17 protein-coding genes are annotated in these 19,046 nt (G+C 62.1%); 4 read left to right on the top strand and 13 right to left on the bottom strand.

Translation table 11 applies throughout. The annotated features are described in order from the left end of the window. Positions 1 to 20 precede the first annotated feature (20 nt). The 7 genes from Pan216_RS07965 to Pan216_RS07935 form a co-directional block, all read right to left on the bottom strand. A complete protein-coding gene (locus tag Pan216_RS07965) occupies positions 21 to 263 on the bottom strand; it encodes a hypothetical protein (RefSeq protein WP_145257234.1) in 243 nt (80 codons plus the stop codon). A 582-nt stretch (positions 264 to 845) separates the two neighbouring features. After that, on the bottom strand, positions 846 to 2,438 hold the full coding sequence (locus tag Pan216_RS07960; protein WP_145257231.1) for an NAD(P)/FAD-dependent oxidoreductase: 1,593 nt from the start codon (positions 2,436 to 2,438) through the stop codon (positions 846 to 848). A 117-nt stretch (positions 2,439 to 2,555) separates the two neighbouring features. Continuing rightward, the gene (locus Pan216_RS07955) at positions 2,556 to 3,665 is read right to left on the bottom strand and encodes a serine hydrolase domain-containing protein (RefSeq protein WP_419193392.1); all 1,110 of its coding nucleotides are present in this window, start codon (positions 3,663 to 3,665) and stop codon (positions 2,556 to 2,558) included. Position 3,666: 1 nt separating this feature from the next. After that, positions 3,667 to 4,344 carry a GIN domain-containing protein gene (locus Pan216_RS07950; protein WP_419193391.1) on the bottom strand — a complete coding sequence of 226 codons (678 nt, stop codon included), beginning with the start codon at positions 4,342 to 4,344 and terminating at the stop codon, positions 3,667 to 3,669. Between the two features lie 166 nt (positions 4,345 to 4,510). Continuing rightward, positions 4,511 to 5,341: an ABC transporter permease gene (locus Pan216_RS07945; protein WP_419193390.1), complete on the bottom strand. Its 831-nt coding sequence runs from the start codon at positions 5,339 to 5,341 to the stop codon at positions 4,511 to 4,513. Beyond that, on the bottom strand, positions 5,338 to 6,354 hold the full coding sequence (locus Pan216_RS07940; protein WP_145257218.1) for an ABC transporter permease: 1,017 nt from the start codon (positions 6,352 to 6,354) through the stop codon (positions 5,338 to 5,340). The genes Pan216_RS07945 and Pan216_RS07940 overlap by 4 nt, the downstream gene beginning before the upstream one ends. Continuing rightward, entirely contained in the window at positions 6,351 to 7,163 is an 813-nt protein-coding gene (locus Pan216_RS07935) for a DUF455 family protein (protein ID WP_145257215.1), read from the bottom strand. The genes Pan216_RS07940 and Pan216_RS07935 overlap by 4 nt, the downstream gene beginning before the upstream one ends. 331 nt (positions 7,164 to 7,494) lie before the next feature. Between Pan216_RS07935 and Pan216_RS07930 the strand changes: the two genes are divergently transcribed. After that, entirely contained in the window at positions 7,495 to 10,119 is a 2,625-nt protein-coding gene (locus Pan216_RS07930) for a protein-disulfide reductase DsbD domain-containing protein (protein ID WP_145257212.1), read from the top strand. A gap of 157 nt (positions 10,120 to 10,276) precedes the next feature. On the opposite strand, the gene Pan216_RS07925 is transcribed toward Pan216_RS07930, so the two are convergent. From Pan216_RS07925 to Pan216_RS28100, 3 genes are all read right to left on the bottom strand, one after another. Further along, positions 10,277 to 11,485 (bottom strand): protein kinase domain-containing protein, encoded by a 1,209-nt coding sequence (locus Pan216_RS07925; RefSeq protein WP_145257209.1) that lies wholly within the window; start codon positions 11,483 to 11,485, stop codon positions 10,277 to 10,279. Between the two features lie 161 nt (positions 11,486 to 11,646). Then, positions 11,647 to 12,603 (bottom strand): histone deacetylase family protein, encoded by a 957-nt coding sequence (locus tag Pan216_RS07920; protein WP_419193389.1) that lies wholly within the window; start codon positions 12,601 to 12,603, stop codon positions 11,647 to 11,649. A 63-nt stretch (positions 12,604 to 12,666) separates the two neighbouring features. Then, the gene (locus Pan216_RS28100; RefSeq protein WP_419193388.1) at positions 12,667 to 12,870 is read right to left on the bottom strand and encodes a hypothetical protein; all 204 of its coding nucleotides are present in this window, start codon (positions 12,868 to 12,870) and stop codon (positions 12,667 to 12,669) included. Positions 12,871 to 13,077: 207 nt separating this feature from the next. On the opposite strand from Pan216_RS28100, the gene Pan216_RS07915 reads away from it, so the two are divergent. Continuing rightward, a complete protein-coding gene (locus Pan216_RS07915; RefSeq protein ID WP_145257206.1) occupies positions 13,078 to 14,058 on the top strand; it encodes a GDP-mannose 4,6-dehydratase in 981 nt (326 codons plus the stop codon). Here the strand turns inward: Pan216_RS07915 and Pan216_RS07910 are convergent. From Pan216_RS07910 to Pan216_RS07900, 3 genes are all read right to left on the bottom strand, one after another. Further along, positions 14,034 to 14,378, bottom strand: coding sequence for a hypothetical protein (locus tag Pan216_RS07910; protein ID WP_145257203.1), 345 nt, complete (start codon positions 14,376 to 14,378; stop codon positions 14,034 to 14,036). The two genes, Pan216_RS07915 and Pan216_RS07910, sit on opposite strands and share 25 nt — an antisense overlap. 291 nt (positions 14,379 to 14,669) lie before the next feature. Further along, on the bottom strand, positions 14,670 to 15,929 hold the full coding sequence (locus Pan216_RS07905) for an MFS transporter (protein WP_145257200.1): 1,260 nt from the start codon (positions 15,927 to 15,929) through the stop codon (positions 14,670 to 14,672). A gap of 15 nt (positions 15,930 to 15,944) precedes the next feature. Next, positions 15,945 to 17,279 (bottom strand): MFS transporter, encoded by a 1,335-nt coding sequence (locus Pan216_RS07900; protein ID WP_145257197.1) that lies wholly within the window; start codon positions 17,277 to 17,279, stop codon positions 15,945 to 15,947. 255 nt (positions 17,280 to 17,534) lie between these two features. Between Pan216_RS07900 and Pan216_RS07895 the strand changes: the two genes are divergently transcribed. Then, positions 17,535 to 17,870, top strand: coding sequence for an arsenosugar biosynthesis-associated peroxidase-like protein (locus Pan216_RS07895; RefSeq protein ID WP_419193387.1), 336 nt, complete (start codon positions 17,535 to 17,537; stop codon positions 17,868 to 17,870). A 22-nt stretch (positions 17,871 to 17,892) separates the two neighbouring features. Further along, positions 17,893 to 18,930, top strand: a complete 1,038-nt coding sequence (arsS, locus tag Pan216_RS07890; protein ID WP_419193386.1) for an arsenosugar biosynthesis radical SAM (seleno)protein ArsS — start codon at positions 17,893 to 17,895, stop codon at positions 18,928 to 18,930. Positions 18,931 to 19,046 lie beyond the last annotated feature (116 nt).

Genomic DNA, 19,046 nt, shown 5'->3' with positions numbered 1-19,046 from the left:
CGTCGTGTCGGTCGTGACAGTTAGGAAAGAGGACCGCGACCCTCGTCGCCGAGTAGCTCATTAAGCTGCCAAAGTTCCTCCGCAAAATCCGGAATCTCCTCGGCCGGCGTTAAGACGACCTCGCCGTCGATGTACTCGACGATCGGCTCCCCCAGACGCTTGTGTCGGATCAGGGCCTCGACAACGCCACGACGGAGTGCCGCGTCAACGAGACGACCGCCGTTCAGAATGTCGGTGGGGTCAAACTCCTCGTGGTCTAGCACTAGCAAGACTCCTTCAAAACGGAACTCCAAGCCTGCGAGTCGAGTATCATCTCCTTGAGCGTTCTGTTGCCTCCCGCGATGAGTCGCAAACCATCGCGTCCACTATTATCGTACAACCTCCACGAATCTGCCAACGGTCGATAGAGCGTGGAGAAGTTCTTCAACCCAAACTTGAAGCTTCGTCTCACGACATCACCAGCGACGTGATGGCCTCCTGACTTCACCCGTCGTTCAACTCGCATCACCGCTTGGGCGCTCGTGGGCAACCACAAGAACACCAAGTGAAAGTCGTAGCCATCTCGTTTCAAACCTTCGATCCAAGGCGCAAAAGTTCTGCTCGCCAGTGTCGTTTCAAACGCAAAGCTTGCTCTTTGAGCCGACGAAGCATCATCTTCCCCGCCTGAAGGGCGACTTTCTCGGGGTGGAAGGCGGAGAGCCCTCGAGCAATTGTGTCCGCGTTGACAAACGCGTCGACGTTCAACGGACCACGCAACAAAGACGGCGCACTTGTTGATCTCCCGGCGCCGTTCGGACCGGCGACGATGACAACTTGAGGATGCATGGAACATTCCCCATCAAGATTTACCCCAAGGGCCGAAACGCGTTGATCACGACGCGGGCGGTGCGAAGACCATCGACCGCGGCGCTGACGATTCCCCCAGCATAGCCGGCCCCTTCGCCGATCGGATAGAGACCATCCATCCCCTCCGACTGCCGTGAGGCCGTGTCGCGCGGAAGCCGGACGGGGCAGCTTCCGCGGGCTTCCGGGCCGACGAGCGTGGCGTCCTTGAGAAACGAACCGCGCCAGCGGCGATCCATCAGCGGGAGTCCGACGCACAGCGTCTCGGCGACGTCGCTCGGCAGCAGCTCCCACAAGTCGACCGACTGCACGCCGCGGGCGTAGCTCGATGGGGGCATCTTCGGCGAAGGGCGTCGAGCAACGAAGTCGTGGGCCCACTGGATCGGCGAATGATAGGTGCCACCCGTCATCGCGAAGGCGGCCTGTTCGATCCTCTCCTGGTAGCGAATCCCGACCAGCGGATCGTCCGCGCCCTCGAGCGTCGCCGGATCGACGGTCATTACCAAGCCACTGTTGGCGAAGGGGGACTCGTGCTTGGCCCGGCTCATGCCGTTGGTGCAGAAGTAGCCGTGCTGCGAGACACTCGGCATGACGTAGCCGCCGGCGCACATGCAGAAGGTGAAGAGATCGCGATCGCCCGCGTGGACCTTCATCGTGTAGTCCGCCGGGCCGAGGAGCGCCGCTTGCGGACTGGTGCCGAACTGGCAGCGATTGACGTTCTCCTGAGGTTGCTCGATCCGTACTCCCATTTGGAAAGCCTTGGGGACGATCGACACGCCCCGGCGCAGAAGCATCTCGTAGGTATCGCGCGCACTGTGCCCGATCGCCAAGACGACAACGTCGGCGGCCATCGGACCGGACGACGTGTGAACCCCTCGAACGCAACCCTCGTGGATGTCGAGATCGTCGACGCGGCAGTCGAAGCGAAACTCGCCGCCGTTGGCGATGATCTGACGTCGGAGCGACTTGACGACGGCGGGAAGGCGGTTGCTGCCGAGGTGCGGCTTGGCCTCGTAGACGACCGAGGGCTTTCCCTTCGAGGTCGCGAAGATCTCAAGCACGCGGTCGGTGTCGGGACCGGTCGTCCGGCAGGTCAGCTTGCCGTCGCTAAAGGTGCCCGCCCCCCCTTCTCCGAAGAGATAGTTGCTCTCGGGATCGAGCGGGCCGCCGTCATCAAAGGCTTGGACATCGTGGACGCGATCGCGAACCCTTTTGCCGCGTTCGAGCACGATCGGGGCATAGCCGTACTCGGCGAGGACGTAGGCCGCGAAGAGTCCCGCGGGCCCCGCTCCCACGACGATCGGCCGGTGAGCAAGCGGGCGTTCGCCGGGGTGAGGCTCGTCGAACCGGTTGGGCTCGAAGGCCGCGACGTGACGCTGGTCGATTCGGGCAAGGACCGACGATTCGTCCGCGACGCCGACGGCGGTGGTGTAAACGTATTCGAGTCGGCGCTTGTCGCGGACATCGAGGCTCTTGCGGAGGATGCGAAAGCGCTCGATCTCCCCCGAGCGAAGCTTGAGCACCTTCGCGACGCGTTCGGGGAGAGCCTCCTCCGATTCGCCTACCGGCAGACGAACATTGGCAACTTTGAGCATCGAATGGAGCGTCCGTCGGAAAGATCCTGATTGGTCATCTCTTGATGTATGGCAACGGCGACGGAGTGGCTCTCGCCGTTTCCCCCAGGAGCGAGTGGAGAACGGTCGTCGCAGGGACTACGAATTGCCGGAACCCAATCCCAACTCGACATAGATCGCCTCGTTCAGTTCGCGGGCGCGGCGGCGATGATTGCCTTCGCCGGGCATGCCGTTGAAGACGAAGGCGACGACGAGATCGTGCTCGGGGTCGGCGTAGGCGCAGGAGGACTGATAGCCGCTGTGGCCGAAGGTCCTTGGCGAGGCGTGCGGGCCATAGCCGTAGGGAAGATCATGTTGGTCGGCGCGTTTGGAATCGAGGACGAAGCCGAGGCCCCAGTCGATCACCTCCTTAAAATTCTCGTCGAGAAGCCGGACGCGGTGCCGCGCGGTGATCGCTTCGACGAGGGGGCTCGAGAGAAACGCGGTGCCTTCGTGCTCTCCGCGACGCAGCAACATCTCGTAGAAGTTAGCGAGCTGCCGCATCGGTCCGTAGGCCCCGCCCGCGGGCCAGACATCGGTACAGGCGGCTCTTGTCGACAGCGTCGACCCGACGGCGGTTCCCCCATCGGTCCGCGGCATTGCGCCGATGCGACTCTCGACGGCGTCGAAGATGTCATCCGGCATGCCGAGCCAACAGTCGCTCATCCCGAGCGGCTCGAAGAGTTCCTTTCGCAAGACGTCGCTCAGTGGCCGTTGGCGGAGCCGCCGGATCGCCTCGCCGAGGATGAGCCAGGTGAACTGTGGATCGTAGGCCGCGCGGTATCCCGGCCGCCAGTTCGGCTTGATGGTGGTCGCACAAACCGCCTCGACTTGCTCCTCGAAACTCATCGCGTCGCGCCGAAGCTTGACCGGCCTCAATCCCGCGGTATGCGTCAGCAGGTGGCGAAAGGTGATCGTCTCTTTGCCGTGCTGGGCGAACTCGGGCACGACGTCCGCGACGGGCGCATCGAGCGCGACCAGCCCCTCCGTCCAGAGCTTCGCGAACATCACCGCGACCATCGGCTTGGTCGCCGAGAGCCAGACCATGATCGAGTCGGGCGTCATCGGCGTACCCGGTGACGACTCGCCCAGTGCGAGGTCGGTCACGACCCTGCCGCGATGAGAAACGTAGAGTTGGGCGCCGAGATGAAGTCCGCTGGCGATTCCCTCTTCGATCAGTTGAGTCGCGGCGGTGAGTTGGTCCGTCATGTCAATCCGTTGTCGTTTGTCTTGTAGGCATCTCGTCGACATCGTCGTCGTCAGGCTCGATGCGTCCAGATCCCGTGATTCGCTTGGTGATCTTCGGCTCGCCGCGGTACTCGATCGAGCCGCTCCCGACGATCGACGCGGTCAGGTTCATCACGGCGTGAACGCCGGCTCGACCGCTGCCGCTGATCTTGACGTTGACGTTCGAGCCGACCAGTTCGTGCAGGAAGACTTCGCCGGAACCGTTGATATTCAGTTCCACGTGATCGACGACTCCCTTGCCCTGGGCCTTGCCGGCGCCGTCGATCACCAGGGTGAAGAAGTCGCCGTGGATGCCGTCGATGTGGGCGTCCCAAGCGCCGTCGAGCGTGACGCGCTTCATCGTCGGAACGGTCACGACGACCTCGAGCCCCTTCGGGGAGCGCGTGTTGCGTGGCAGTTCGACGACGAGCTGGCTTTCGGCGACGTGGGCCTTTACTTGGTCAACGAGATTGTCGTCGATGGTGAGGGAGACCGATGGATCCTTGCCGGCCTCGAGGCGGAGTCTTCCCGATCCCTGCAGAGCGAGCGCCGAAAACTGGCCGACGTCGACCGTACGCGTGACGCGGTTGCCGGAGCCTTCCTGAAACTGCCCGCATCCGGCGAGACTGCCGAGCAACGCGATCAGACAACAGAGGAACAAGCGGCTGTTCAGCGACGTTGGTGGTGGGTCAAGACCCACCCTACGTGCCTCATCCGGGTCACAGTGTTCTCGGGTGCCACTGGCTGCTTGATAGCCAGTGCTCTCAAACGTTGTCTCACATCGTGGGTCAAGACCCACCCCACCGAACGCAGCCACCGACGAACGTTCACATTGCCCGCGGGTCAAGCCAGTCACGAAGGGCATCTCCCACGATGTTGAATGAAAGCACCGTCCCGGTGATCGCGATTCCGGGAGCGATGACCAGCCAGGGTTGCTGCAAGAACCGTTCGCGGTTCGCCGTCAGCATGCTTCCCCATTCGGGCCGGCTGGGATCGCCCGCGAGGCCGAGAAAACTGAGGCCCGCCGATTCGAGAATCGCTCCGCCGAGCCCCATGGTCGCCACCACGACGACCGGCGCCAGGACGTTGGGAAGAACGTGCCGCCGCAGCAGCCGAAACGTTGTCGCTCCCAAGGCGCTCGCCGCCAGCACGTAGTCGTGCTCTCGGACCGAGAGCGTGCTGGCACGCGCTTGCCGAGCGAAGTGCGGAATCTGGGAGATCCCGACCGCCAACATCACGTTGCCCAGCGACGGCCCCAGGATCGCGACCATCACCAGCGCGAGCAAGATCGCCGGCAACGTCATCAGCACTTCGATCACGACACTGAGACAACGATCGACACCCCCGCCGAGATAGCCGCTGGTCACTCCCAGGGGAACGCCGACACCAAAGGCTAGACCGACGGCGACCAGTCCCACCGACAAGGAGACACGCCCGCCAAAGACGACGCGACTGAAAATGTCCCGTCCTAAATCGTCGGTGCCGAACGGATGCCGCCACGAAGGAGCCTGCAATCGCTGGTCACTCTCCTGAGCATAGGGATCGTCGAGGCCGAGCAAAGGAGCAAAGAGCGCCGAAACGGAAACAAGCAACAGAAAGGCGACGGCCAATCGGAGTGTCCAAGCAATCGCCCCCAGCCTGGGGAGAAGTCGCTTCACGAGCCAACCCTCCCTTCCAGCCGAATTCGTGGATCGAACCATGCACAGAGTAGATCGGTGGCGAGATTGACGCCAATGAAGACGCCCCCGAGGAGCAGGATCGCTCCCTGCAGCGCGTTGTAGTCCTTGTGAGTCGCGGCGAGCACGACATAGCGTCCGATGCCCGGCCAACTGAAGACCGTTTCGGTCAGGACCGCGCCGGAAAGGAGTGTCGCCATCTGCATGCCGAGCAGACTCACGATCGGCACCGCCGCCGCGGGCAACGCGTGCCGCCAGAGAATTCGGCCACGCCCGACGCCCTTGGAAAGGGCGGTACGGATGTAGTTCGACCCAAGAACTTCGCGGAGACTCGAACGCGTCACCCGAGCGATGATCGCCGTCGGAATGCTCGCGAGGGTCAACGCGGGCAGGGTGAGATGAAGCAGCGAGAGCCGAAGGAGATCCCAGCGACCTGCCACGATCGTGTCGACCACGTGGAAACCGGTCAGGTTGATCTCGCGCATGCTGACGCGAACGTCCATCCGGTTGGAGCCCGGCATCCCCGAAAAGAGCATCAGCAGGAGGATCCCAAGGAAGAAGACGGGAATGCTCACGCCGACGCTGGAGACGGCGATCGCCAATCGGTCGGGCCAGCGGTTTGGGTACTCCGCCGCAAGGACGCCGAGCGACAACCCGACGATGCCCGCCAGAACAAGAGCGGCGCAGGCAAGCTCGACGGTCGCGGGAAACCGACGTGCCAACTCCGTACTCACCGCCGGCTGCCCGGGACTGAGATACGCGACGCCGAGATCGCCACGACAAAGCCCCCACAGGTAACTGACCAGTTGTAGGGGGATCGGGAGGTTCCAGCCGAACTGCTCGTTGATCCGTTGGACCGCTTTCGCGTTGGCTTTCTGACCCAACATCGCTTGCGCCGGCCCGCCGGGCGTCAGGCGAATCGCGACGAAGACGATCACGAAGGCAATCGCCACCGTGAGCAAGGCGCGAAGCGAGCGGCCGAGGAGTCGACTCACCGCGCCCCCCTGGCCTGCCTGGGGGTCGGCTGCGCCCGTTCGATCAAGTCGAGGAACGCGTCGCTCATCCCCGCCTTGCGCCGGGACTCGCGGTCGAATTCCCTCCCCTTCGCCTTGAAGGGTTCGAGGGGCCAGCGGAGATGTCGCTGGTAGAGCTCCCAGTCCAACATCCCTTCCGGTCCGAGCCGTTTGAGCCACGACAAGCCGAAGGCGACGTGGGTGATCTCGTCGCGATGGATCGCCCCCATGATCTGCGCTCCGGGCCGGTCCCCGACCCGAGCGAAACGTTGTTCGAATTCGAGGCTATGGTCGAGATTCCCCCCCTCGAAGGTGAGCGGAATGCACGCCAAGTAGTCGAGGAGGGACTCGCTTTGCATCGCCCGTCGCCAGACGTAGCCGCTGGGAGGAAACTGGCCGAACCATCCGCCCAGATGTTCCAGACGAGCCAGGTGCCAGCGGGTGTGCCGTTGCTCTTCGAGCATGACCCCGACCTGCCCGCGCCGAAACGAGGTGGGAGCGTCGGGAAAGGCGAGCAAGGTCCACGCCATCACTTCGAGGGCTTGCAACTCGTGGTTGGCCATGATGTGGTGGGCGATGGCACGCGACTCATCGAGCGCGAAGCGATCGGGTGTCGGCATCTTCGGCCCCCCCCGGGCCCGGTGGAGACTCAACGCATCGATCCGTTCCGGCTCGGGGATCCGCAGCGCGCCTCCGGGACGTTCGTCGGTCAGTTCCCCCTCGGGCACCAGGAGTTTCGCCTCCAGCGTTTCCGAGAAGAGGATGCGCTCAGCAAACTCCCGAATTTCCACGAACTTCCTCGTCTTCCGCTCCGTAGGCGCAGGGGTGACTCAAACTTGGGAAACCGTCATCACGACCGAGGCGTTTCCGTGGTACGGCAGACCCACAAGTGCCTGGTTTGCCTACCTTCCAACCTCGTGGATTGACGGACTCCTCTGACTATCGTGGTTTATCTCACAGACCTATTTACGTCGATGGCCGACATAGTTATGCAGGGACCGTAAAGGTGGTGAATCGGTCGCGACCCTTTACAATAGACGTCATCGTCGCGGAAGGGTCAACAACCGTTCAGGACGTGCTGACGGCGGAATCCCGGACACCCTTTGTCATGGAGATGAGACTGTGAAGCGTGTGTCATTGGGGGCGCTCTTGCTCGTGGTGCTGAGCAGCGGTGTCCTGCGGGCGCAGGGACTCCAACCCTTCGGTCAGTTGGGCCGGTCGGGAGCCGAGGACCAGGTCACGGTCAAGCTGATCGCCGACGTGAAGGACGTGATCCCCGATCGCCCCTTCTACCTGGGTGTCCTCTTCGAGATCCCCAAGGGCTACTACACGTACTACAAGAGCGCCGGCCAGATCGCGCAACCGACCAAGGTTTCGTTCAACGTGCCGGAAGGCTTCGAGGTCGGCCCGGTTGAGTTTCCCGCCCCGGAGGTGAAGTACGACGACGTCGGCGGCAAGACGATGGTCAGCTACGTCTACAAGCGCAACACCGTCGTGATGGCCAAAGTGACGCCGCCGGTGAAACTGCGTCCTGGGCAGAAAGTGACCTTCTCCGCCAACGTCCGCTACATGTACTGCCTGGAGAAGGGTTCGTGTTTTCCCGCGCCTCCCGCATCTCCCAAGTTATCGCTGCCGGTCCTTCCCGTGGCGTCGAAGCCCGTCCCCTCCGACGAGGAGCGTCTCTTCGCCCGAGCGCGGGCGAAGCTGCCGATGTCGGGACTCGATAGCCCCCACGTTCGGGTCAGTGCCCACCTTAGGCCGGCGCACCTCGAACCCAACGGCAACGCCACCCTGGTCGTCACCGCCAACATCGATGACGGCTTCAAGATTCAGCAGAATCGTCCTCCGGTCAAAGGATTGATCTCGACCGACCTCATCCTCAATGACGTCAAAGGGATCTCCAAGTTTCCGATGCCCGAGTACCCCAAACCGGTCCCGGCGAACTTGAAGTTCTTCGAGAACAAGGACTTGGGAGCCTATAAGGGCAAGATCCAGATTAAGGTTCCAGTGACGGCCCGCAAGTCCCTCGCTGGGCCTACCGTCACCTTCAGCGGGATTCTGCAGTACCAAGCATGCGACGAGAGTCGCTGTTTTCCGCCGGAGTACGCCACCTTTTCCGTGACGGTCCCCGTTTCGGACAAGGGAACCACCGCCGTCCCCAACCCGGTTGGCCCGGTGGATGGATCGACCCCGGCGGCGGGAAGTGCTCCCGACAAAAACCCGGTCGTCGCGTCGAGTACCGTTCCGCAGATCGTCCAAGCTGACGAGTACGCCAACCAGATCTTCGACAACATCGAGACCGACGAGGACAAGCAGGGCAGCCTCGCCCTATTCATCCTCTACGCCTTTCTCGGCGGGATCATTCTCAACGTGATGCCGTGCGTTTTGCCCGTCATCGCGATCAAGGTGCTTGGCTTCGTGCAGCAAGCCGGCGAAAGCCGCAGCCGGATTCTCCTCCTGAACGTCATGTACTCCGCGGGAGTAATCAGTGTTTTTCTGATCCTGGCGTCGCTGGCGGTCTTTCTCGGCATCGGCTGGGGGGGGCTCTTCCAGAAGCCGGAATTCAACTTGGTCATGGCGGGAATTGTCTTCGCGATGGGACTGAGTTTGCTCGGCGTCTTCGAGATCCCGGTTCCAGGATTCCTTGGCAGCAAGGCGGGCGGGTACCATCAGGAGGGTCCGCTCGGGGCTTTCATGACGGGCATCATGGCGACCCTCTTGGCAACGCCGTGTAGCGGCCCGTTCCTCGGAACGGCATTGGGATGGTCGGTTCGTCAGCCCTGGATCGTGACCTACGCGGTTTGGTTGAGTATCGGCCTGGGGATGTCGTTTCCCTACCTGCTCTGCGGCATCTTTCCGGCCGCGATCAAGCTGCTGCCCAAACCGGGCAACTGGATGATCACGTTCAAGGAGTTCGCCGGGTTCTTCCTGATGGGAACCGTCATCTACATCATGAGTTACATCGACCCGACGTATATGTTGCCGTTAGTCGTGATGATGCTCGGGATGGCAGTCGGGGTCTGGATCTCCGAGAGCTGGAGCAACGTCAACTCGCCGCTCAAACGGAAGATCGTCGTCCGCGGGATCGCGGTCGCAACCGCCTGCACGATCGGTTTCATCGGGTTCACGAGCGTTCGGGAACTCGCCTATCAGCGAAATGAACGGGATATCACCCGAATCGTCCGCACCGAGAAAGAGAAGTGGATGGCACGGCTCGCCAACGTCATCAAGTCGGACGAGACCATCTCGCAGGAAGACAAGCGGGAGTTGATCGCTCAGCTCGACGAAGCCGAAGGGCCGATGGCGGTCGCGACGACCAAGATAGAAGAGGCGGGACACACCAACGAACTGCCTTGGCAGCCCTTCACCGAGAACAAGCTCGGCGTGCTTCTCAACGAGGGCAAGACGGTGCTCGTCGACTTTTCGGCCGACTGGTGCCTGACGTGTAAACGCAACGAGAGCGTCGCGCTCAATACCCAAGAGACACGCAACCTCGTCAAGCAGCTCGGCGTCATTCCGCTCTATGCCGACTACACCGACCAATCCGACGAGATCAAGAAGTGGCTCGAGAAGTTTGGCAGCATCAGCGTGCCGCTCTTGGTGATCTTCCCAGGTGATCGACCGACCAAGCCGATCGTGCTTCACGACCTCTACTCGCAGGATCAGATCTTGGCGAAGCTCAAAGAGGCGGGCGCCTCGGTGGGTCACGTTGCCGACCCCGCCCAGCAGACGGCTCTCTTGCGATAGACCTCCTCCGCGAGGACGGCCTTGGCTGGTGCTCTGTTCCCACTTGAAGCTCGTGTTGCTATAGCCCTAACTCTTTGGCACTGGTTGACAAGCAGCCAGTGGAACCCGAGCGGTTCGAGGATCGAACGAATGGCCCGTAATCTCGCTTTGGGAAGGCTCACTCGTCGGTGATGGGGTCGGTCTCGACGGCTTGATGCACGTTCGTCTCGACGCCGGCGACTTTCTCCAGCGCTTCGGCGAAGGCCATGCAGCTCTTGAAGCGGTCGTCGGGAGAACGCGCCATCGCCTGACGCAGGATCGGATGCTGAGTCTCGGGAACGGAGGACATCTCGATCTCGCCTTTGACGTGCTTCATCGCGATCTGCCGAACATCTCCCGCCGAGAAGGGAAGCCTTCCCGTCATCAGATAACAGTACATCGCGGCGAGCGAGAACTGGTCGCTCGTCGGAGCGACGCGCCGGTCGAAGTATTCAGGGGGAGCAAACTCAAAGCTGGCGACGCCGGTATGCACCATCATCGCGTGCTTGAGGACCTTCGCGAGCCCGAAGTCGCAAAGCTTCGCGGTTCCGCGAACGAGCAAGACGTTGCTCGGCTTGATATCCCGGTGAAGGATTTGCCGGGCCTGAAAGAGGTGATCGAGCGCCTCGGCGACCTGAAACGTGAATTGAAGCAGCCGCTGTTGGGGAATGCCCTCTAGCCCGCGAGCCCGGCACTTCTCCAAGTGCTGCTGAAGAGTTTCATCACCGAGTTCCATCCCGACCGCGACCGTCCCCCGGTAGTGCTCGAACCCGAGAAGCCGAGCGATATGGGGATGGCGAATGCCCTGAAGGAGCTTCATCGCGCGGGCTTCATTGGGAGCGCCGTCACTGACGGCGATTCTCTTGACCGCGATCGCTCGCTTGCCGCGCCGACTCGCGCGCCAGACCTGGCCGAAGCCGCCGTCGCCGATCTGTTTCTCAAGAAAACAGCCTTCGAAGACCTCGAGGCCGGGGCTCCAGTCCTCGTCGAAGAAGAGATGGGACCGGGGCGGATGGAGTTCCTCGTTCGACTCTTCCTTGGCCAGTCCGGCGGAGACTTGACTCGCGTAGGCGACGCGCAGCTTGACCGAACCGATCCGCAGCAAATCACCGTCTTGGAATTCAGCCTCGCTGATCCGCTGGCCGTTCCGGAACGTGCCGTTGCGGCTGCCGAGATCCATGACATGGAAGCCCATGTCCGAGACGGAAAACTTGACGTGCATGCGCGACACGGAGAGATGGGCGATGCGGACGTCGCATTCCTTGCTACGACCCAGCACCCATTCCCCATCCTCGATGATGAGAGCTTCCCCCTCGTCACCATCGATCGGTATGAGTCGAGCTACCATGGTAACATTACCGTGACAGGCGTCAGCTGGAGTGTTTCTTCGCCCATTGTGCCGCCTTTTGCGGCATGGAACCACTTGTTTTCGTTCACTTCTGCGTCACTTTGACAGCAAACGCTCCGCGAGTGAAGAACGAATACGCTTGGGTCGGCAAACTTTGCGGGCTAAGGGGCAGGCTGCAACAGTTCTTTCACATGGACCACGACCGAATCGGCGAGCGCTTCGACGTTATAGCCACCTTCGAGCAGGCTGACGAGCCTTCCCTGGCAATACTCGCGAGCGACCTCGTTGACCAATCGCGAGAGGGCCCCGAAGTGTTCGGTCTCCAGGTCGAGACTCCCGATGGGATCGTCCCGATGGGCGTCGAATCCAGCACTGACCAAGACCAGATCGGGCCGGCAACGCGTGACCGCGTCATCGAGCATCGAACGAAAACGGTCCAAGTATCGCTCCACCGGTGTTCCGTAAGCGACCGGCAAATTGAACGTCGTTCCCAGTCCATCCCCGCGACCGGTCTCGGTCATCCGCCCTGTCCCAGGGTAGAACGGGAAACGGTGCGAGCTGAAAAACGTGACCCGCGGCTCCTCGTAAAAGACGTCCTGGGTTCCGTTGCCGTGATGCACGTCCCAGTCGACGATCAGGATGCGGTCGAGCTGATGGTGATCGAGAGCGCGCTGGGCGGCGAGGGCCACGTTGTTGACCAGGCAAAACCCCATGCTGTGATGCGGGGTCGCATGATGCCCTGGGGGACGAATCAAGCAAAAGGCGTTGGTATCGTGACCGGTGAGCACCGCGTCGACCGCGGAAACCGCGCTGCCGGCCGCGAGCAACGCGGCCTCCAGGGAACGTTCGCTCATCACCGTGTCGGCATCGAGTTGGCCCCCGCCTCGCGCGGCCATTTGTTCCAATCGATGCACCACGTCCTCATCGTGGACTTGGGTGACGTCCGAATGCGTCAGCGGCGCCGCCCGCGTCAGCGTACACTGCTCGGTCAGCCCCGCGTCTTCCAAACGCTGCCAGACGCCACGAACCCGTGCCGGTCGCTCGGGGTGATGAGCTCCGGTCTCGTGCTGCTGAAAGAGCGAACTGTAGTAGAGAAACGTCATGGCGAGTTCGAGCACCTTCTCGATGGACCAACGACCCCATCACCATGCGGCGACGGACCGACACACTTCCCAGCGCGGTCAACCTTCGGCCGGGCCGGTCCCCTCGGGCGATTCGTCCGATCCATTCAACTTCGCTTCGCACTCGGGGCACACGTGAAACAACGTGCCGGTGCAGCAGACGACATACTCGTTACAAACGAGCCGTTCGCCACATTCCCAGCAAACGGCGTTTTCGGTTCGACCACTTGGTTGCGCGGGGCTGGCCCCTTCGAGCGTGTCCATTCCTACTTTCCTCGATCGCGGTGCTTCTCCTAAGCTAGATGCAAGCCGATTGATCGGGCGGGGATCAACGATCCGCGTCGATCGTTTCAGGGTCGAAGGCTCCATCTGCCTGGACGCGCAAGTCCGACGACTTGACGACGCGGCCATGGGTTGTTGTCCGGTGAACGTCCCTGCGTCGGTATTCTAGCCGAAAGGAAGTCGAGTTCGATGCACTACCTCGTCACCGGCGGAGCCGGCTTCATCGGAAGCCATCTCTGTGATCGCCTGCTCGCCAACGGAGACCAAGTCACGGTCCTCGACGACCTTTCCACCGGCCGCTACGAGAACATCGCCGGCCTCGAGGACCATCCCCACTTTCGGCTCATCGTCGAGACCGCCCGCAACGAGCAACTACTAGAAGGCCTGGTCCGCGAATGCGATGCGATCTTCCACTTGGCGAGTGTGGTCGGCGTTCGCTTGGTCATGGATCGCCCGGTTCAAACAATCGAAGCGGTCTTCGAAGTGACCGCCTCGGTCCTCAAGATGGCGAGCACCTTTCGCCGCAAGGTCCTGCTCGCCAGTTCCAGCGAGGTCTACGGCAAGAGCAAGGACGTCCCCTTCCACGAGGACGGTGACCGGCTCGAGGGACCGACGAGCAAGCACCGCTGGGCCTACTCCTGCGCCAAGGCGCTCGATGAGTTCCTCGCCCTGGCCCACTGGAAAGAGAGCCGTCTTCCGGTCGTCTGCGCCCGGCTTTTCAACACCGTTGGACCGCGGCAACGAGGTCGCTACGGAATGGTCCTGCCCCGGTTCGTCGCGGCCGCCCTCGCCGGCGAACCGCTGCTCGTTCATGGCGACGGCAACCAATCGCGCTGCTTCTGCCACGTCGCCGACGTCATCGATGGCCTCGTCGGCTTGATGAACTGCGCCGAGGCCAACGGCAACGTCGTCAATGTCGGCTCCAATCGTGAAACGACCATCGGCGAACTCGCCCAACTCGTCGTCTCCATCGTCGAGAGTTCCAGCGAGATCAAGTACGTCAAGTACGATGAGGTCTACGGCGAGGGGTTCGAGGACATGCGGCGCCGCGTGCCCGACTTGGGGCGGATCGAACGACTCATCGGTTGGAAGCCACGACGGGACATCAACACCATCATCAGTGACGTGCGCGACTCGCTGCAAACTCAACCTCGCTCGTCGATGCCCTGAACCTCCTGAAATTGTGCGCGCAAGCGGTCTTCCAGGTCGGTCGCCCGCTCGAGTTCATAGTCGTGCTTCGACGAGCTGAGACGGTAGACGCGCAAGTCGCCGAGCAACTCCCCTTCGACCAATTCGATGCGTCGGAGCCGTTTCAGCGCCGCCGCGTAAACGCGCTGGAGGCATTCATCGTCGGCGAAGCCGAACGTCTTGAGTTCGACATAGCCACCGCCGGACCATTCGGCGGCGATCTTGTAGGCCGCCTCCCGGTCCTTTCGCTCCTCGTCGCTACAGCGGACGGTCAGATCGAGTCGGTAGTTCACGGGTCGCATCAAACACTCTCACTTCGCATGGACGGAACCTCGCAGCTTCGTTCCAAGAATCGCTGGTCGCCTACGGCTTGTTCCACGGTCGGCGAGCCTCCCGACCATCGCGCTCGTCGCCGAACGCTACGCCCGATCCGGGAAGGACGCGTCGCCGAGTGCCGCGCGATCCTGGCATGACCAACCAAGCGTGGCCATGCCACCCGGCGGAAGTCAAGGTTCTCACGTCACCGCCAACATGACGCCGACCGCCCTCTCGGTCCGCGCGAGCCTCGGTGTTCGGGTGCCCTGAGCTGCCCTTCAGCCAGTACCCAGACGCGACTCGTCGGTCTCGTGGTCGGCTGCTCCCCGGCGACCACCGGGAACATAGACACCGAGAAGGATCGCGGCCAGCGCGGCCGCCGTCGCCCCGACCAAGATCGGAAGCTGGGGCGACAGACTCGCCAGCGCCCCGCCGACGAAACAGAGCAGTGCCGACCCCAGCACTCTCACCGAATGAAAGACACCGAGCACGCGTCCCTGGACCTCGTCGGAGACGGCATGGGAGATCAGCGCGGACATGTTCGTCGTCGCCAGCGCCATCGTGAAACCGATCGCCGGAAGGATCACGAAGAGGACTTCGGCCCCTTCGGGAACGACGAGCCAAACGAGCATTAGCGATAACCCGAAAGCGGATGCTCGCGTCAAGCGGGCGTTGGAAAACCGATCGGCCAAGGGACGAACCGCGACCGCCTGTGTCAATACCATCGCCACGCTGGTGATCGCCATCAGTTCACCGGTCTTTCCGGAACTGAAGTGCCACTTCTGTACGAAGTAGACGGGATTGAACTGAAAAACGAAGTCGATGCCAAGGTAGAGAACGAAGTTGATCACCAAGAGCCAACCGACGCCGGCCATGGTGAAGACGGTGCGCATCTCGGTGAGATGCTCGAGCAGCCGAAAGGGTCTTGGCGGGGACGTCGCTGAATGGCTTGGAAAAAGACACACGACCAGCGGAGCGACCAGCAGGTTGACGATCGCCGCGACGATGTAGGGAAGCGCGTAGTCTTGCGCGCCGGTCCAAACGCCATCGGCGAGCATTCCCCCCACGTAGGGCCCCACGACATACGCGAGACTCATCGAGAGGTAGACCAGACCGAAGCGTTGAGTCCGATCGGGTCCGCGCCAACGTCCGGCGAACTCCGCCATCACCAGCACGAGCAGCACGCTGAAGAAGCCGACGACGAACTGCCCGCCCAAGATCCATCCCAACGAGCGCTGTCCGACACCGAACGCCGTGACGCCCTGGCCGCCGGCATTGGCGATCAAGGTGACCACCGTCAACGCGCGCCGGCCGTACCGATCCGACAACTGTCCCACGACAGGGGAACCGAGAAACTCCGCGAACCGCCCGAGCGACATCACCAGTCCCAACAGGAATGCCTTTGAGGCGGGCGACGCCCCCGGCAGAAAGGTCGGGACAATGTCCGGATGGAGGAAAAATGGAGCGAGGACCGGCGAGGTCAGCGCGTTGCCGAGCGTCGAAAGGAAAACGATCGTGCAAATGAAGAGGGTCAGCATCGCGCCGCCCTTTCGTCAGCGTTCGACAGCGGAACCGGAAGGCGACAACTCGGAGGAGACACTCTCCGCCGCCATCGGACGGTAGCGCCGGCTGCCGAGAAACATTGCGGCGAGAAACGCGGCCGTCGCCCCGACGAGGATCGGAAGCTTCGGCGAGATGCCGACGAGAACTCCTCCGATCAGGCTGAGCAGCGCCGATCCGAGGACGCGCGCCGAGTGCGCGACCCCCATGACGCGCCCCTGGATATCATGCTCGACCGAATCGGAGATCAAGACCGACATGTTCGTCGTCGCCAGCGCCATCATCACCCCGACGCACGGCATGATGAAGTACAACCAGAAGTAGTCCTGGGGAAGCACGACGATCAACAACATCAGACTCAGCCCGAACGCCGCCGCCCGCGTGACCCGCCGTCGGGAGTGCCGCATCGCCAGAGGCTTGATCACCACCGCTTGCGTCAAGACCATCGCCACGCTCAGGACCGATTGAAACTCCCCGGTCATCGCGGAGTTGAAGCTCCAGACGCGTACGAAGTAGATGAAACAGAAGTGAAAGACGAAGTCGATGCTCAAGTAGAGCAGGAAGTTGACGAGCAACAGTCGTCGTAGGCTCCGGTGCGCCGCGACCCGCATGATGTCGACGAACCCCTCGAAGGGATCGAACCGTTCCGATTTTCGCTCGACGGGCCCTTTGGTGGGGAAAAAGAAAACGACCAACACGCAGACGAGCAGGTTGATCGCCGCGGCCGCGAGATACGGCCGCGCGTAGTTGACGGTATCGCTGAAAATCCCGTCAACCAGATGCCCCCCGAGATAGGGGCCGAAGACGAACGCCAAACTGGTCGAGAGATAGACCCAGCCGAACGCTTGCGTCTTCTCCGCTCCCTCTTGGCGGCGTGCGATCTCGGAGAAGACCAGGACCAAGAGGACACTGAAGAAGCCGATGACATATTGGGAGACGAGGAGCAAGTCGACGATCCGTTCGTGCAGCGCGTAAGCGCCGATCAGATGCCCGAAAGCGATCGCGGCGAACATGAAGAGCGCGACCGGCTTGCGGCCGATGCAATCGGAAAGATGGCCGAGAATGGGTGATCCGGCGAACTCGCCGAAGCGGTAGAGTGACAGAGCGCCCCCCAGGATGAAGGCCCGAAGCGCCACCGTGCTTCCAGGGAGAATGTGGGGGTGAATGTGCGGATGCAAGAAATAGGGGGCGAGGACCGGCGACGTCAGCGCCTCGGAGAAGAAACAGAGGAACACGATGGTGCAAAAAAACGCCATGTCGCTCGCGACCACGGAAAACGCCATCTCGCGAAGAGAACGTCGCCGGGGATCGACGACTCGGGTCGGCATTCGCCCAACCCTTGCCGACAATCTGACGACATTGTTTCCCCGAGGGCCAACAATGGGACCTGGCGTGTTCTATCCAGCGTCCCATCCGGGTCAATCACGCGAAACGGCGCTCATCCAAGCGGAGGCCCGAACTTGCGTGAGCCGTCACACGGAAAGTATGAGTCGATGATGCTAGGATGCGTGGACGGATCCTGAGGAATGGATTGGCGAGTCCGGATCGCGCATCGTTCCTCAGTGACTTGCAGGAGAGCCATCGTGTCGGATACCTACTACGATCCCGAAGACCTGCCCCGCTTTAGCGAGATGGGAGACGATGCCCCCCAGTTGTGGGAAAAGTTCCAGGAGTACTACGGCGCCGTCTTCGAACCGGGAGCGTTGTCGGGTCGCGAGAAGGCCTTGATCGCGTTGGCCGTCGCGCATGCGGTGCAGTGTCCCTATTGTATCGACGCGTACACGCGCGACTGTCTCAGCAAGGGCTCCGACGTCGAGCAAATGACCGAGGCGGTGCATGTCGCCTCGGCGATCCGCGGTGGAGCGTCGCTGGTTCACGGACTTCAGATGCGCCGCATCGCCGACAAGCTCTCGATGTAGGACGCGCGCAAGAGAGGCACGGATGATTCGTTCGCTGAAGAGTCGCAACAATCCGCTGGCGATCGTCGATCACCAACTCGACATCCTGCGACCCACGAGAACGGTCGCGCCATTCGATCATCAACTGGACGATCGCGGCCTGGCGCCGCTCCGGGCGAGCGTCCCCGAGATTCTGCAGATCAATCTCGGGCGCATGTGCAACATGACGTGCAAACACTGCCACGTCGACGCCGGCCCCGACCGCAAGGAGATCATGTCGCGTCAGACGATGGCCGAGTGCCTGGAGGTTCTCGATCGCGGCCCCATCGCGACGGTTGACCTGACCGGCGGTGCTCCGGAGATGAATCCCGACTTTCGCTGGCTGGTCAGGGAGATCCGCCAGCGCGAACGGCGCATCATCGATCGCTGCAACTTGACGATCCTGCTGACGCCGAGCCAGGAGGGGATGACGGAGTTTCTCGCCGAGTACGAAGTCGAGATTGTCGCGTCGCTTCCCTTCTACTCGGCGTCAAATACCGATCGCCAGCGCGGCAGTGGCGTCTTTGAGAAGTCGATCGAGGCTCTCCGGCGACTCAACGCGGTTGGCTACGGGAAACCGGGGACCGGTCGCAAACTTTGCCTGGTGTACAATCCCAACGGCGCCTTCCTGCCCCCTTCTCAACGGGAGCTCGAAGAAACGTTCAAGTCGCGGCTTTGGGATCGCTTCGGCGTCGCGTTCAACGAGCTCTACACCATCACCAACCAGCCGATCAATCGCTTCCTCGAGTACTTGATCGACAGCGGTAACTACGAGGAGTACATGCGGCGGCTCGTCGACGCGTTCAACCCTGCCGCCGTCGAAGGGCTCATGTGCCGCAACACGATCTCGGTCGGTTGGGACGGTCGACTCTACGACTGCGACTTTAACCAAATGCTCGATCTCGGGGTCGTCCCTAGGGGCGGGCGGCACGTTCGCGAACTCGATCTTGAGCAATTCGCCGGACGAACCATCGTGACGGGGCTTCACTGTTACGCGTGTACCGCCGGATCGGGCTCGAGTTGCGGTGGCGCGACGACTTAGCGAAATGGCCATCACCATTCGGCGCGACAAGTCTCAAGTTGGGGGAAGTGATCCGCCGACGAAGCGACGTCAAGAAACGAGAACGGGACCGGAGCGATGGCTCCGGTCCCGTGATT

The organism is Kolteria novifilia (genome assembly GCA_007748055.1).
Taxonomy (GTDB): Bacteria; Planctomycetota; Planctomycetia; order Kolteriales; family Kolteriaceae; genus Kolteria; species Kolteria novifilia.
The sequence above is the reverse complement of the archived record's forward strand: the minus strand, read 5'-3'. Positions and strand labels throughout refer to the sequence as shown.